12 protein-coding genes are annotated in these 15,193 nt (G+C 69.1%); 7 read left to right on the top strand and 5 right to left on the bottom strand.

Annotated elements, in window-relative coordinates; all coding sequences use genetic code 11:
• The first annotated feature begins 13 nt into the window (after nt 1–13).
• The 5 genes from PKF00_RS17690 (at nt 14) to PKF00_RS17670 (ending at nt 5,713) form a co-directional block, all read left to right on the top strand.
• Nucleotides 14–673: a sigma-70 family RNA polymerase sigma factor gene (locus PKF00_RS17690; RefSeq protein ID WP_271218810.1), complete on the top strand. Its 660-nt coding sequence runs from the start codon at nt 14–16 to the stop codon at nt 671–673.
• 259 nt (nt 674–932) lie between these two features.
• Entirely contained in the window at nt 933–3,698 is a 2,766-nt protein-coding gene (locus PKF00_RS17685; RefSeq protein WP_271218639.1) for an ATP-binding protein, read from the top strand.
• Nucleotides 3,699–4,065: 367 nt separating this feature from the next.
• Entirely contained in the window at nt 4,066–4,833 is a 768-nt protein-coding gene (locus PKF00_RS17680) for an SDR family oxidoreductase (protein ID WP_271218638.1), read from the top strand.
• A 77-nt stretch (nt 4,834–4,910) separates the two neighbouring features.
• On the top strand, nt 4,911–5,081 hold the full coding sequence (locus PKF00_RS17675; RefSeq protein ID WP_271218637.1) for a hypothetical protein: 171 nt from the start codon (nt 4,911–4,913) through the stop codon (nt 5,079–5,081).
• Entirely contained in the window at nt 5,078–5,713 is a 636-nt protein-coding gene (locus PKF00_RS17670) for an SMI1/KNR4 family protein (protein ID WP_271218636.1), read from the top strand. The genes PKF00_RS17675 and PKF00_RS17670 overlap by 4 nt, the downstream gene beginning before the upstream one ends.
• Before the next feature lie 299 nt (nt 5,714–6,012).
• Here PKF00_RS17670 and glnA read toward each other — a convergent pair whose 3' ends face one another.
• Together glnA and PKF00_RS17660 are read right to left on the bottom strand one after the other, a co-directional pair.
• Nucleotides 6,013–7,437 carry a type I glutamate--ammonia ligase gene (gene glnA, locus PKF00_RS17665; protein WP_271218635.1) on the bottom strand — a complete coding sequence of 475 codons (1,425 nt, stop codon included), beginning with the start codon at nt 7,435–7,437 and terminating at the stop codon, nt 6,013–6,015.
• A 313-nt stretch (nt 7,438–7,750) separates the two neighbouring features.
• The gene (locus PKF00_RS17660) at nt 7,751–8,779 is read right to left on the bottom strand and encodes a hypothetical protein (RefSeq protein WP_271218634.1); all 1,029 of its coding nucleotides are present in this window, start codon (nt 8,777–8,779) and stop codon (nt 7,751–7,753) included.
• Between the two features lie 120 nt (nt 8,780–8,899).
• Here PKF00_RS17660 and PKF00_RS17655 point away from each other — a divergent pair, with 120 nt between their 5' ends.
• Entirely contained in the window at nt 8,900–9,364 is a 465-nt protein-coding gene (locus tag PKF00_RS17655) for an RDD family protein (RefSeq protein WP_271218633.1), read from the top strand.
• Between the two features lie 273 nt (nt 9,365–9,637).
• Nucleotides 9,638–12,121 carry an alkaline phosphatase family protein gene (locus PKF00_RS17650; RefSeq protein WP_271218632.1) on the top strand — a complete coding sequence of 828 codons (2,484 nt, stop codon included), beginning with the start codon at nt 9,638–9,640 and terminating at the stop codon, nt 12,119–12,121.
• Between the two features lie 419 nt (nt 12,122–12,540).
• Here the strand turns inward: PKF00_RS17650 and PKF00_RS17645 are convergent, their stop codons facing one another.
• The 3 genes from PKF00_RS17645 to lipA form a co-directional block, all read right to left on the bottom strand.
• Nucleotides 12,541–13,341, bottom strand: a complete 801-nt coding sequence (locus tag PKF00_RS17645; RefSeq protein ID WP_425582246.1) for a class I SAM-dependent methyltransferase — start codon at nt 13,339–13,341, stop codon at nt 12,541–12,543.
• Nucleotides 13,338–14,018, bottom strand: a complete 681-nt coding sequence (locus PKF00_RS17640; RefSeq protein WP_271218630.1) for a DUF4191 domain-containing protein — start codon at nt 14,016–14,018, stop codon at nt 13,338–13,340. Before PKF00_RS17640 ends, PKF00_RS17645 begins: the two co-directional genes overlap by 4 nt.
• Before the next feature lie 203 nt (nt 14,019–14,221).
• Nucleotides 14,222–15,151 carry a lipoyl synthase gene (gene lipA / locus PKF00_RS17635; protein ID WP_271218629.1) on the bottom strand — a complete coding sequence of 310 codons (930 nt, stop codon included), beginning with the start codon at nt 15,149–15,151 and terminating at the stop codon, nt 14,222–14,224.
• Nucleotides 15,152–15,193 lie beyond the last annotated feature (42 nt).

Raw genomic sequence — 15,193 nt, 5'->3', positions numbered from 1 at the left:
CGAGATCGTGACCATGAACCTGTTGGAGTCGCACACAGACCACACGGAGCAGACCGGCGACCGGTCGATCAGAAGATGGGACGGAGCCGTTTCGGCGTTCGTCAGCGCCGCGCCCCGGCTCTTCGCGATCGGCCTGCGCGTCCTGCAAGACGTGGGCGAGGCCGAGGACGTGGTGCAGGAGACGTGGCTGCGATGGGCCCGCGCCGACCGCTCCGTCGTCGTCAGCCCGCCCGCGTTCCTTGCGCTGACCACCACCAGGCTCGCCATCAACGTCGTCCAGTCCGCCCGCAGGCGTCATGAGACCTCCGCCGGTCCCTGGCTTCCCGAGACGACGGACCGCGCTGTCAGCCCCGGGACGGCGGCCGAACGCCACGAGGCGGTCGACACCGCGATCCGGTTGCTGCTGGAGAGACTGACCCCCGCCGAACGCGCCGCCTATCTCCTGCGCATGGCCTTCGACTACCCCTACCGCCAGATCTCCGAGATCCTCCACCTGAGCGAAGACCACGCGCGGCAACTCGTGCGACGCGCTCGCGGCCACCTCGCCACTGAGCGATGCCGACCGGTGAGCACCACCGCGCACCGGCGGCTCGTACAGACGTTCCTCGCCGCCGCGCAGACCGGCGACCTCGCCGAACTGGAAGAACTGCTCGCCGCCGGCGTCGCTCGCTAGGTCGTCGGGCCGTCAGCTCCGGGCTTCGGCCCGCTCGCGGATCCCCGGCGGCATCCGCCGCGTCGTCGGGCGACGGTGGGCTCCCGGTTCGTGACGGACCGTCCCCGCACCTGGGCGATCTCAATCGAACCGCGGAGCCGGCAGCCGCCGCCGGCCGCCGTCACTACGAGCGGGCGGCACAGACGAGTCCGGAAACTTGGCCTGGCGTGTGTCCTGGGTGTATGCAGAGTCGTGCAATCAGGACAAAAGGCGAGGGGCCGTGGGCCAACGTAAGCGGAGCGCCGGGCGCGGTGAGAACGTCGGGTTGCTCGGGCGGGGGCCGGAGTGCGCCCTCCTCGATCAGATGATCGCGGCCGTCCGCATTGGGGAGAGCCGCGTGCTCGTGGTCCACGGCGCGCCGGGAGTCGGGAAGTCGGCGCTGCTGGAGTACGCGGAGAGCTTGGCGACCGGCATGCGGGTGCTGCGTGCGGTCGGTGTCGAGTCCGAGATGGAATTGGCCTTCGCCGCATTGCATCAGTTGTGCGCGCCGCTGCTGGATCGACTGGAGAACCTTCCCGCGCCGCAGCGCGACGCGCTCGAGACGGTGTTCGGGATGCGAGGGGGAACGCCGCCCGAACGCTTCCTGGTCGGGCTGGCGGTACTGAGCCTGCTGTCGGACGCCTCGGAGAGGGGTCCTCTGCTCTGCGTGGTCGACGACGCGCAGTGGATGGACCGGGCCTCGGCGCAGATTCTCGGCTTCGTCGCACGGCGGCTGCTGGCGGAGTCGGTCGCCCTCGTCTTCGGCTCTCGCCAGCGGGCTCAGGACCTGCTCGGACTGCCGGAGCTGGAGGTCGCCGGGCTGAAGGCCGCAGACGCGCACGCTCTGCTGAGCTCGGTGACGCACGTCCGGATCGATCAGGACATCCGCGATCGGTTCGTGGCCGAGACCAGGGGCAACCCGCTCGCCCTGCTGGAGCTGCCGCGTGAGCTGGCCGTGACCCGGATGGCGGGCGGATTCGGCCTCCTGGACGCCGACACGCTGCCGAGCCGGATCGAGCAGAGCTTCCTGGCCAGGATCGAAGGCCTGCCCGAGCAGACCCGGTTGCTCCTGCTGATCGCCGCCGCCGAGCCGGTCGGCGACCCCTCGCTGGTGTGGCGTGCCGCCGAACGGCTCGGCGTCACGCCGGTGACGGTCCTGGCGAGCGGGACGGACGGGCTGCTGGAGTTCGACGTACGGGTGATCTTCCGTCACCCGCTCGTGCGGTCGGCCGTGTACGGGTCGGCGAAGGAGGGGGATCGCCGGGCGGTCCATCTTGCGTTGGCGGAGGTCACCGACGCGCAGGCCGACCCGGACCGCCGTGCCTGGCACCTCGCGTCCGCGACGGCCGCGCCCGACGAGGACGTCGCCGCCGAACTGGAACGCTCCGCAGGCCGGGCACAGGCGCGCGGTGGGCTGGCCGCCGCGGCGGCGTTCCTGCAGCGATCCGTGGCACTGAGCGTCGACACCTCGCGGCGCGCCGAACGCGCCCTGACGGCGGCGGACGCCAGCCTTCGGGCGGGCGACATCGAAGCCGCGCGCCGATTCGCCGACATCGCCGACCGGGACGCCCAGAGCGAGTTCCAACGCGTGCGAGCCCACCTGGCAGGCGGTCACATCACGTTCGCGGCAGGCTTCGACAACGAGGCGCCGCTGATGTTGCTGGCGGCCGCGCAGCGGCTGGAGCCCTTCGACATGGACCTGGCGCGGGAGACGTATCTCATCGCCTGGGGTTCCGCGTCGTTCGGCGCCGGAAACCGGGACAGCCTCATGGCCGTCTCTCGGGCGATGAGGGAGCTTCCCGCTCCCGAAGGTCGTCCGCGTGCCCTCGATCTCGTGCTCGAGGGCTACGCGCTGCTCATCACCGACGGCCGGAGCGCCGCGCTTCCCGCGCTGCGAAGGGCGAAGACCGCACTCACGGACCATCCCGTGCAGGACCTCCTGAAATGGGGCTGGGCGGCCTGTGGCGTGAGCGCGTTCCTCTGGGAGGACCGGATCATGCCCGAGACGCCCGCCAGGGCGGTCGAGGAGGTGCGCGCGGCCGGCGCCCTGTCCGAGCTTCCCATCTATCTCCACGCGTTGGGGATACCGATCTCGTTGAGCGGCGAATTCGCCGCCGCGGCCGCGCTCGTCGCCCAATCCGAAGCCGTCGCCGACGCGACGGGCGTGCCCATGACGCAGCACACCCGGCTCCTGCTGACGGCGATGCAGGGCAAGGAGGCCGAGGCCGCGGCGCTGATCGCCGCCACGATCGAGGAGGCCGGCGCCGGCGGTCAGTTGAACGGTGTCGCGTCCGCCCACTGGGCGGCCGCGGTCCTCTACAACGGCCTCGCCCGCTATGGGCTCGCGCTGCCGGCGGCCCAGGCCACCACCCGGAGCGCCAACCTGATCGTCTCCCAGTGGGCGCTGCCCGAGCTCGTCGAGGCGGCGGCACGCGTCGGAGACGACACGGCCGCCCGCGGGGCGCTCGAAGGTCTGACGGACGCGGCGGAACCGTGCGACACGGACTGGGCGCGGGGAATCCTGGCCCGCTGCCGCGCGCTGCTGAGCGACGACGCCGCCGCGGACGACCTCTACCGCGAGGCGATCGAGCGGCTGGGCCGGACGATCCTGCGCCCTGAACTGGCGCGCGCCCACCTGCTGTACGGCGAGTGGTTGCGCCGGGAGCGTCAGCGGGTCGAGGCGCGGGCACACCTGCGTACCGCGTACGAGATGTTCGCGTCGATCGGGATGGAGGCGTTCGCCGAGCGTGCCCGCCGCGAGCTTCTCGCCACGGGCGAGACCGTCCGCAAGCGCAGGAGCGAGGCCCCGACGAGTGATGAGCTGACGGCACAGGAGAAACAGATCGCCCTGCTCGTGCGGGACGGCCTCTCCAACCCGGAGATCGGGGCCCGTCTCTTCCTGAGCCCGCGTACGGTCGAGTGGCACCTCCGCAAGATCTTCGCCAAGCTCGGGATCAGCTCGCGAAGGCGGCTCGGCGACGCCCTGTCCCGCGGCGAGCGTCCATGACGCGGTGAAGGCCGGGGAATGAGCCGTCGGCCGCCGCCGCCGCTGCCGTCGGCGTCGTGGCGCGCGGCTTCACGTGCCCGGATGTCGTCCACATCGTGCGCCGCCGTTCCGGCCGGCACCCCCGCGGTCATGGTGACCAGGCGCCCCACGTCGTGCCTCCAGAGTCGTCGGCCCGTCCGGAATCGGGCCTACGGGAGGCCTCTCGCACCCGTGGCCCTCCCTGGCCCGGGTCGCACCAGTGAGACTCCCTGGTGCGACCCGGCAGCCGGCTGCGCGAGCCTCGTCGTGGCACCCGAGGCCTGTCAGCGAATGATCTGCGGCGACGCCCGCTTCCGCGTCGCCCCCGACCCGAGGGAATGAGGCAGTCATGCACGATCGGCCGCTGGACGGAGCCGTCGCGCTCGTCACCGGCGCCAGCAGCGGAATCGGCGCCGCGACCGCGCGCCGCCTCGCCCGCGAGGGCGCGGCGGTGGCCCTGGTCGCCCGCCGCCGCAGCCGCCTGGACCAGGTCGCGAGCGACATCGCGAAGCTGGGCGGAGAGGCGGTCGCGTTGGAGGCAGACATCACCGAGCCTGAACGCGCCGACGACATGGTGCAGGACGCGCTGGATCGGTTCGGGCGCCTGGACATCCTGGTCAACAACGCCGGGATCATGTTGCTCAACTCGGCGCTGCACACCACCATCGAGGAGTGGGATCGGATGATCTCGCTCAACGTGGCGGCGCTGTTGCGCGTCACGCACGCCGCGATCCCGCACCTGATCTACGCGGCGTCCACCTCTCCGCGGCAGGTGGCGGATCTGGTGAACGTCAGCTCGACGGCCGGGCGGGTCGCCCGGCCGGGGAGCAGCGTCTACGGCCTGACCAAGTCCGGCCTGAACGCGTTCGCCGAATCGCTTCGCCAGGAACTGCTCAGTGAACGCGTCCGGGTCAGTGTGGTGGAGCCCGGCACCGTGGACACCGAACTGGTGAACCATCTCAGCGACACCACCCGGGACGCGGCCCGCAGACAGGTCGACGGCATCGAAGCGCTGCGGCCGGAGGACGTCGCGGACGCGATCAGCTACATCGTCACGCGAGAGCGGCGAGTCGCCGTCAACGAGATGCTGGTTCGTGCCGGCGACCAGAGATGGTAGCCGCGCCCACTCGAGCGCGAGCCCGCGAAGTGTCGCTTCCCTGCTCCCGGCCGGACGCGTGGCTCGGGGAACGAGCGATGGCCGTACGACCCGCACTCGTGTCGGCGACCATCCGCAGAGCTCTCGACCGCGGCTGGGCTCCACACCAGACGGGCAACGCCTTCACTCTCCACCTGACCGAGGACGACCTGACGGAAGCGATGAACGGCCGGCCGCCCTCCTATGTGATTCCCTCCATGCGAAGGTGACCGATCCAAAAGACACCCGCGCTTTGTGCCGCACGTTCAGCAGCCACTCGAAACGGGATATCTTCTTCACCGTGAGTGCCCGGTACGCATGGTCTGAACGCTTCCCCGCAAGGCATCCGGTGATCGAGGGTTCTGATCGCCCGGCGGTCAGTCCACTCGGCGACCTGTATTCCCCGGCTGCCGAAGCAGAGGTCCGTGAGCTTGAAGAGCGGCTGGGTGCGGAGCTGCCGACGAGTTACCGGCGCTTTCTCCTGTTCGCCAACGGATGGGGCAGTGACGACGACTGCCGCCTGCTACGTGTCGAGGAAATCGGCTGGCTCCGGGATGTGGACCCCTCGGTCGCCGAGAGCTGGTCGGCACCCAAGCCCGAGAACTCATGGAGCGTGCCCGACGAGCTCTACTTCGTCTACGGACCGGAGCAGGACTCCATCCATTACAGAGGGGAGTATGTGCCCGACACCCTTCTGGCCGGATACTGGGATGACGGAGTGGCTCTCCTCAACCCCCACGTCAAAACTCCTGAAGGTGAGTGGGAAGCCTGGTATCTCGCGCCATGGCTGCCCGGGGCTATGCGTTACAGGTCCTTCTGGGACCTCGCAATGGACGAGCTGCGAATGCGATACGCAGGTTGATGTCCCTTTCGTAGTTGCGGCGTGACCTACGTTCCGCGTAATTCGTACTTGCTGGAACCGAAGTAGCCCTTGATCAGTTGTGGCCGATCAAGGGCTACGCGGAAAGGTTCATTACCTGGATGCCCAATTCGATGCCAAACTCGAATCCGGCACCCAGCACTGCGCCGACCACTGTTCGATCATCACCCAGAAAGGGTTCTCATCGCCGACTCCGAAGTCGGCATGGAGTCCGCCCAGGGCACTGCCCTGGTCCCGGCGGACCACCCGTCAGGGTTTCCGCAGGTCACGGCCTCAATCGGTCAGACGTCGTAGTACAGCTCGAACTCGTGCGGGTGCGGGCGCAGGCGGATCGGGTCGATCTCGTTCTCACGCTTGTAGGCGATCCAGGTCTCGATCAGGTCCGAGGTGAACACGCCGCCCTCGAGGAGGTAGTCGTGGTCGGCCTCCAGGGCGTCGAGCACCTCGGCGAGCGTGCCGGGGACCTGCGGGATGTTGCGGGCCTCCTCGGGGGGAAGCTCGTAGAGGTCCTTGTCCACGGGCTCGACCGGCTCGATCTTGTTGCGGATGCCGTCGATTCCGGCCATCAGCTGCGCGGCGAAGGCGAAGTACGGGTTGCAGGACGGGTCGGGCACACGGAACTCGATGCGCTTGGCCTTCGGGTTCGAGCCGGTGATCGGGATGCGGATGCACGCGGAGCGGTTGCGCTGGGAGTAGACCAGGTTGACCGGAGCCTCGTAGCCGGGGACCAGGCGGTGGTAGGAGTTCACCGTCGGGTTGGTGAAGGCCAGCAGCGACGGGGCGTGCCTGAGCAGGCCGCCGATGTAGTAGCGGGCGGTGTCGGACAGACCCGCGTAGCCGACCTCGTCGTAGAAGAGCGGCGCGCCGTCCTTCCAGAGCGACTGGTGGCAGTGCATGCCGGAGCCGTTGTCACCGAAGATCGGCTTGGGCATGAAGGTGACGGTGTGGCCGTGCTCCAGCGCCGTGCTCTTGACGATGTACTTGTACAGCATCATGGTGTCGGCGGCCTTGAGCAGCGTGTTGAACCGGAAGTCGATCTCGGCCTGTCCCGCGGTGCCGACCTCGTGGTGCTGCATCTCCACCTCGATGCCCGCCTCGATGAGACGGCGGACCATCTCCGAGCGCAGGTCGGTGAAGTGGTCCATCGGCGGAACCGGGAAGTAGCCGCCCTTGTAGCGCGGCTTGTAGCCGAGGTTGCCGCCGTCCTGGGCCTTGCCGGTGTTCCAGGCGCCCTCGATGGAGTCGATGTGGTAGTAGCTGGAGTGGGCGCTGGTCTCGAAGCGCACGTCGTCGAAGATGTAGAACTCGGCCTCGGGGCCGAAGAAGACCGTGTCGGCGATGCCGGTGCCCTTGAGATACTCCTCGGCCTTGCGGGCGACGTTGCGGGGGTCGCGGCTGTAGGCCTCACCCGTCAGCGGGTCGTGCACGAAGAAGTTGATGTTGAGCGTCTTGTGCTTTCTGAAGGGGTCGAGCACGGCCGTCGAGGGGTCGGGCAGCAGAAGCATGTCGGACTCGTGGATGGCCTGGAAACCACGGATCGACGATCCGTCGAACATCAGGCCGTCGGTGAAGACGTTCGCCCCGAAGTTCTCCGTGGGGAACGTGAAGTGGTGCGTCGTCCCCGGCAGGTCCGTGAACCTGACATCGACGAACTGCACCCCCTCGTCCTTGATGAACTTGAGGACGTCGTCAGCGGAGTTGAACACGCGAACCTCCCAAGGGGCACGGGCTATCAGATCGAACGTAGATCTGCGCCGTTACCGCCCCGTGTCTCTTTTGTTTCACTCGTGTTAAGGAGAAGCCGTCCTTCACGCTAGCTCCGGCGCATCACTGCGCCATGCCGGAAACAGCTTCCTTTGCCCGACTTTCACGTACGGCCCGGCGTGCGGCGGGGCCGGCCACCGGACAGGTCCGCCTCCGGTCGCGGTTCAGCCGCCGGACAGGACCGGGCCCTGGGGCGTCGTCTGACCGGTCACGTACGGCCCGCCCGGTGGCCGCGACCGCCGTACGGTTCGGCGGTCAGCTGCGGGAGGCCGCTCTGCAGCTGTTGTCGTCGCCGGAGTCGTGGTCGAGGTCATAGGGGTCCAGCGGGGCGCCGGTGGCCTCGACCACCTCCTTGTCAGGCGCCGAGTCCTCGTAGAAGGGGTGGACGAAGCCGTCCTGAACATCGCAGCGGACCCCCGTCACGGTGCCGGAGTTCCACTCGACGGGCCACACCACGAGTGCGCCGTTCTCCCGGTAGGCGAGGAGCTCTCCCATGTTGTGGCTGATGACCCGGGTGACGCTCTCGGGCTGTCCGGGGCGTTGGACGGCGTAGACGAACAGGTAGTTCACCGTGATCCGGATTCCTGTTCTGCCGTCCTCACGGAAGGCGGAGTACTTCGTCCGCCCGTTGACCTTGATCACGTCTGTGGCCAGTTCGGCGGCTTTGGGCGCCAGGCTGGTGACCCAGTAGCGGGTGTTGGAGTCGTTCCCGGGCTTCCTGCGGTCCAGGTTCTTCAGGAACCACGGGCGGAGCTCCGGGTCCAGAAGCCTCACCAGCGCCGTCGGCCTGCCGCCCATGAGCGTCCGGCGATCGAGGTGGGAGGCCGCGAGCATGTCCCTGGTGCGCTTCAACGCGGCGGCGACGTCCTTCCGGCTCAGTCCGCCCCTCGTCGTGGCGGGCGGCATCACCAGTCCTTTGACCCCCTCGGCGTAGTCCTTGGCCGGAGACCCCTCGAAGGGGGAGACGGACGGGGGGACGGCGTCCACCGTCATGGTCTCCTCGGGAATCGCGCCGAGGCTCAGGCCGCCCGTGTCGGAGAGCTGTTCGGCGAGGGCGTCGCGGACCTGGGTGACGACCTCGGGCCGGTAGGCGACGACGACTCCGGCGCCCGCGACGAGGACGCACGCGGCCAACACCGTGATCCACCGCCTGCGGCGACGTCTGTTGCGAGGCAGGTTCGACCACTCCTTGGCGGCGGTGTCGCTCATCCTCCGGCGCTCGTCCTGGTCGGTCTGGGAGGCGATGGCCGCGAAGCGTCGGTCGAGGTCATCCGTATCGGACACTGAGGACTCCGAAGAAAAAGAGGACAAGAAGTTTAAAGATCATGATCTCTGTTTTTCGTCGGGTTCGGTAGGGTTTCGGCCGAATGCGGGGGCGACCTCACGGGCGGATACCGTGGAGTCATGAACAGCAGGCAGCAGCCCCGTTGGACCCAGACCTGGCTCGGCGGCGTCAGGTCGGCCGGTGTGGATCTGGGCTATCCGGGGGAGCAGCTCGGGCTGCCCGCCGAGGGCAGCGGAGCGGTGGCCGGATTCGGGCGCAGGATCGGCGCTCTGGTGATCGACTGGTTGATCTGCACCTGGGCCATCACCCAGGGACTGCTGCGGATCGACCCGGTCCAGCAGAGCTGGGTTCCCGTCGCGGTGCTCGCGGTCGAGTACGTCCTGCTGGTCGGCACCATGGGCATGACGTTCGGCATGCGCCTGCTCAACATCCGGGTCGCCGCGCTCGACGGCGGCCGCCCCCGGTTCCTGTCCGTGCTCGTGCGGACCGTGCTGCTGTGCCTGGCCGTACCGCCTCTGATCTGGGACCGCGACCAGCGCGGCCTGCACGACCGCGCGGCGAACACCGTGGTCGTGCGGATGTGAGTCCGGGCGCGTCGCCGTGAGGGCGTGGGGCGAGGGCCCCGCGCCCTTCCTTTTTTCCCGGGGTCGCCCTGATTTTTCGAAGACGTCCCCCGAGGACCGTACCGGTAAATGAAAACAATTGCTCATCGTTATTTCCTATAGCGCTGAACGTGAAATCGAATAGGGCTAATTGGCCGCCCGTTCATTATGTCGTCGCTGTCGATTCACCGTCCTGCATGACGGTTTCCCCGGAACACCCGACAGCTACAGAACGACAGCACAGAACGAAGGCACATGCGCTTCAGGAATGGGTTGGCCCTGCTCGCGGCCGCCACGGTCATCGCGACGCCTCTCGCCGCCGAGGCCCGGACTGCTCAGACCCCGTTGCAGGCCGAGAACTTCGACGGCCTTTCCGGCTCCCTGTCCACCCGGGTCGACGAGTCCGGGATTCCCGCCGACCTCAAGGGATTCACGCACACACCGCCCGCGGGATGGACGGTCAGTCTGGCCCCGGACATGCCGCAGGGCGTGACCGAGTGGCAGGGCTGGTCGTTCACCACACTGCCTTTCTGGACCGCCGCGGAGGGGCAGGGCAGGGAGGGTTTCACCCGCGCCTCCGGCGTGTTCGCCGTCGCCGACCCCGACGAGTGGGACGACAAGGGATCCCCCAGTTCGAAGGGCCGGTTCGACTCGACGCTGACCTCGAACGAGGTGACCCTTCCCCAGGGGAAGGACAAGGTCTACCTCGGCTTCGCCAGCCACTACCGCCGGGAGGCCCCGCAGAAGGGGCAGGTGACCGTGAGCTTCGACGGCGGCGCCCCTGTCGAGATCATGAAGCTGGGCGACGCGGACGCGCTCAACGAGTACTACTCGCTGGAGATCCCCGTCCCCGCCGGCGCCCAGAGGATGAAGGTGAACTGGCGCCTGCACGACGGCGCCAACAACTGGTTCTGGGCTATCGACGACGTCAGGGTCGCCGACGCGCCCATCGAGAAGCCCCCGCTGCCCGAGGCGCCCCCCGAGGTGCCCGACGGCCCCGACGGGACCAAGAAGGACAAGCTCCTGGTCATCGGTCTCGACGGCGCCCTGCTCGACAAGATCGGGGAGGCCGACGCGCCCAATCTCAAGGAGCTCGTCGCCAAGGGCACCGCGGCGCCGAGCCCGCTCTACTCCAGCCCGATGGCGCAGACCAGCTCGGGCCCCGGCTGGTCGACGATCGCCACCGGCGTCTGGCCGGACAAGCACAACGTCAGGGACAACGACTTCACCAGCCCCCGCTACGACGCCTACCCCGACTTCATGACCCGCCTGGAGAAGGCCGACCCGTCCTTCTCCACCTTCGTCGTCGCGTCCTGGGGGCCGATCAACAACACCGTCTTCGGGGCCAAGGTGGACGTGCGCCTCAACGGCGGCGCCGACTACGACGAGGGCACCACACGCAAGGCGGTCTCCTACATCAAGGACAACAGCCCGGACGCCACCTTCGTCCAGCTCGACAACATCGACGGCGCCGGGCACAGCACCGGCCCCGACAGCCCGGCCTACCTCAAGGCGATCAAGGACGCCGACGCCCAGGTCGGCCGGATCCTCCAGGCGGTGCGTTCCAGGCCCTCCTACGCCCAGGAGAACTGGCTGACCATGGTCACCGCCGACCACGGCCACAAGACCGGCGGCGACCACGGAGGCTCCGACCCCCGCGAGCGCTCGACCTTCGTCATCGCCCAGGGCGCGGACATCCCGGCGGGGGCCACCCGTACGGACGTCCGCCTCGTCGACCTCGCCGCCACCGCGCTGAAGCACCTCGGCCAGCCGCTCGACCCGGCCCTCGACGGACGTCCGATCACGACGGCGAGCACCGACCCGTTCGACACCCTGCGCCCGAGCCTGGCCGAGCGCGCCGACGAGACCGGCATCCCCGCCGGGCTGAAGGGCTTCACCCACACCCCGCCGACCGGCTGGAAGGTGGACAACGGCGCGATGGGCACCGGCGGCTACGCCGAGTGGCGGGGCTGGTCCTTCGCCACGGACGAGTTCTGGACCCGCACGGAGCGCGACCAGCGGCGTGAGACCAACGTGCGCTCGCGCGACGTGTTCGCCGTCGCCGACTCCGACGAGTGGACCGACAAGCCGGTCACGGGAGGGTTCGACTCGACCCTGGTCGGCCCGCCCGCGAAGGTCTACCCGGGAAGCACCCTCGACCTGTCCTACGTGACGCACTACCGCACCGACCCGGCCCAGAAGGCCGAGGTCTCGATCTCCTTCGACGGCGCGACCCCGGTCCCCGTCACCTCCTACACCGCCGACGCCGTCGCCAAGACCGAGTCGTTCAAGGTCCAGGTCCCGGCCGGCGCCAAGCAGGCACAGGTCCGCTTCCGCTACGCCTCGACCAAGGAGGGCTGGTACTGGGCGGTCGACGACGTCAGGCTGTCCTCCAAGCCCGCCGAGGGCCTGGTGGTCAGCGAGGCGAAGACCCGCTCCGTCGCGGTCGGCAACCCCGCCCACTCCCCGGCATGGCAGGCCTTCGTGGACCTGACCGTCACCGACCTCGCAGGAAAGCCGGTGCACGGCGCGCTGGTGAAGGGCTCCTGGCTCCGCGAGGGCAAGAACGTCGCGCTGCCCGCCCTCTGCCGGACGGGCGACGACGGCAGGTGCACGCTGACCAGGACGGTGACGCACGCCGAGACGGTCAAGGCCTCGATCAACGACATCCAGCACGCCAGGCTCCCCTACTACCCCGAGGGCAGCGAGGTCACCGAGGTCACGGTCAACCGCCCATAGACGACACCGCTTCTCCGGAACGGCCTCCTCGGCGGCCTCCTGGCCTTCTCCTGAGGCCTGCGAGGTCACCGAGGCGGTCAGCCGGGTACAGGCTGGTTCTGCTCCGGAACGGGCTTCTCAGCGGCCTCCTGGCCTTCTCCCGGGGCCTGCGAGCTCGCCGGGGTCACGGTCGGCCGTTGACGAGGACGGCTGGACTCAGAACCCTCATCGGCGCCGGTACGGCGAGTGGTGACACGGAGCCGGTCGGCGCTGACGAGCGGACACGGCCCGGTGAACGTCGGCGGCCGCCCCACCGGGTGGCCGTGCACGAGCAGGGGCGGGGATCCCATGAGGATCCCCGCCCCTGCTGTCTTCCTTCTCCACGCTCCGTGCGTCGCCTCCCCGCCTCGGGAACGGCGGCGAGGAGTCGCCGAGGACTCCTACGGCCTGACGCAGGTGAAGATCGCCGTTCCTGGAAGGCAGCGGCCCCGCAGCGGGCTCCAGCCGCCCCACTCGCGCTTGTGGCCCTCGGGCCACTCCGGCTCCACCAGCCCGCACAGCACCAGCCCCGAAGCGACGACGTGCCCGATCCAGTCCGCCATCGTGCGGTGGTGCTCGACGTAGGACGGCTGCCCGTCATCGCCGATCTCCACGTACGGCGAGCGGTCGAAGTAGGACCGGTCGGCGATCAGCCCGGCGGGACCCGGGTCGTCGGGGAAGGCCCAGCGGATCGGATGGCTCACCGAGAAGACCAGCCGGCCGCCGGGACGAAGCACCCTGCGGGCCTCGACGAGGACGGCACGGGCGTCCGCCACGAACGGCAGGGCGCCGAACGCCGAGCAGGCCAGGTCGAAGGACTGGTCGGCGAAGGGCAGGAACTCGGCGTCCGCCTGGACCACGGGCAGGTGGGACCCGCCGCCGAGGTCGATCCTGCGGGAGTGCTGGAGCTGCCGGAACGACAGGTCGAACGCGGCGACCCGCGCTCCCTGCCCCGTCAGCCACCGCCCGCACTGCCCGGCTCCGCAGCCGATCTCCAGCACGTCCTTGCCGGCCACGTCGCCCAGCAGGCGCGCGTCGGCCTCGTCGAGCCCCTCGGGACACCAGACGAAGCCCGCGTCACGCAGGAAGTCTCCATGCTCGGCCTGGTATTCGTCCGCGGCGCCGTCCCACCAGCCGCGGTTCGCCCGCGAGGTGTCCGCGGCGTCCACCTGACGCCGGTCGATCCCCGCCACGTCCGTCAACGCATCTTCGGCCGGGGCATCTTCGCGCCACGCGGCAGCGGGCCCTTGGGCATCGGCAGCGTCTGCGGAAGGGCCTTGAGCCTGTTGTTGACCTCGTAGACGGCGGGCTTCTTGAGGTTGCGGGGCAGCTTCATCAGGTGCCGCTGCAGCTTGGCGATGGGAATCTGGCCCTCGCCGTCACCGGACTGGATGTCGTAGACCGGCACGTCGAGAGCGACCCGCTGCACGCGCTTCTTCTCGGCCACCAGCATCTTCTGCACCCGGGAGCCGGGGCCCTCGGAGACCAGGATCACACCCGGGTAGCCGATCACACGGTGCACGATGTCCTGGTCGCGGTTGACCGCGACGGCGGGGGCGACCTCCCACGTGCCGCGCATGCCCTGCAGGATCGCGGCGGCCGCGCCCGGCTGGCCGTCCAGCATGGAGTACTGAGCCTTCTGGGCGAGCTGACCGAACACCACCAGACCGACGGTCAGGGCCAGCATGATCCCGATGAAGAGCAGATACCAGAACAAGCCCGTGACCAGGCCTATCACGACACACAGCGCGAGCGTGCCGAGCGCCGACGCGTAGACGATCGGCATTCCCTTGGGGTTTGCCTGTTTGATGATCTGCGCGATCATGCGGAGCTGCTTGATGCGCCCCGGGCGCTCTTGGTCTTCGGGCTTCTTCGCCATGTCTTGAGGATACAAATCCTGGGGTCAAAAAATGAAAACGTGACCTGCCCGCCGCCGACACGCGACGTCCGCTGACCGGGCGGCCGTCGGAGGAAGCGGTCGAAAAGCGGACGAGAGCCACTTCGCGGGAGCGCCCTCGGGCCGGGCGCGGTGAAACGCCGGGAGCCCCGCGCGCGTGGCGCGGGGCTCCCGGTGAGAACGGATCAGGCGTTCTGGCGAGCCTCGATGGCCTGCTGGTACAGCCGGCCCGCGCGGTAGGAGGAACGGACCAGCGGCCCCGACAGGACCCCGGCGAAGCCGATGGCCTCCGCCTCCTTCTGGAGCTCGACGAACTCCTCGGGCTTCACCCAGCGGTCCACCGGGTGGTGACGCGGGGTGGGGCGGAGGTACTGGGTCACGGTCAGCAGGTCGCACCCGGCCTCGTGCAGGTCGCGCATGGCCTGCACGATCTCCTCGCGCTCCTCGCCCATGCCGAGGATCAGGTTGGACTTGGTCACCAGACCGGCCTTGCGGGCCTTGGTGATCACCTCGAGGGAGCGCTCGTAGCGGAACGCGGGACGGATCCGCTTGAAGATCCGCGGCACGGTCTCGATGTTGTGCGCGAACACCTCGGGCTTGGCCGAGAAGACCTCCTCGAGCTGCTCCTGGTCGCCGTTGAAGTCCGGAACCAGCAGTTCGACGCCGCAGCCCGGCAGCAGCGCGTGGATCTGCCTGGCGGTCTCGGCGTACAGCCAGGCGCCGCCGTCGGGAAGGTCGTCGCGGGCCACACCGGTCACCGTGGCGTAGCGCAGGCCCATCTGCTGGACCGACTCGGCCACCCTGCGAGGCTCGTCGGTGTCGTACTCGGCGGGCTTGCCGGTGTCGATCTGACAGAAGTCGCAGCGACGGGTGCACTGGTCGCCGCCGATGAGGAACGTGGCCTCACGGTCCTCCCAGCACTCATAGATGTTGGGACAGCCCGCCTCTTCGCAAACCGTGTGCAGACCCTCGCGTCTCACCAGCGACTTGAGCTCGGTGTACTCAGGACCGGTCTTCAGCCGGGTCTTGATCCACGGAGGTTTGCGCTCGATGGGGGTCTGGCTGTTGCGGACCTCCAGGCGGAGGAGCTTTCGGCCTTCAGGAGCAACGGTCACGCCATTCAGCTTATGTCCCGCCGGAACGAGGGCGTGCACGAG

The sequence above is a fragment of the Streptosporangium carneum genome (assembly GCF_027922005.1).
In the GTDB taxonomy this organism is placed as follows: domain Bacteria; phylum Actinomycetota; class Actinomycetes; order Streptosporangiales; family Streptosporangiaceae; genus Streptosporangium; species Streptosporangium carneum.
Note: the sequence above shows the minus strand (reverse complement) of the source record. Positions and strands in the feature narration are given on the sequence as shown.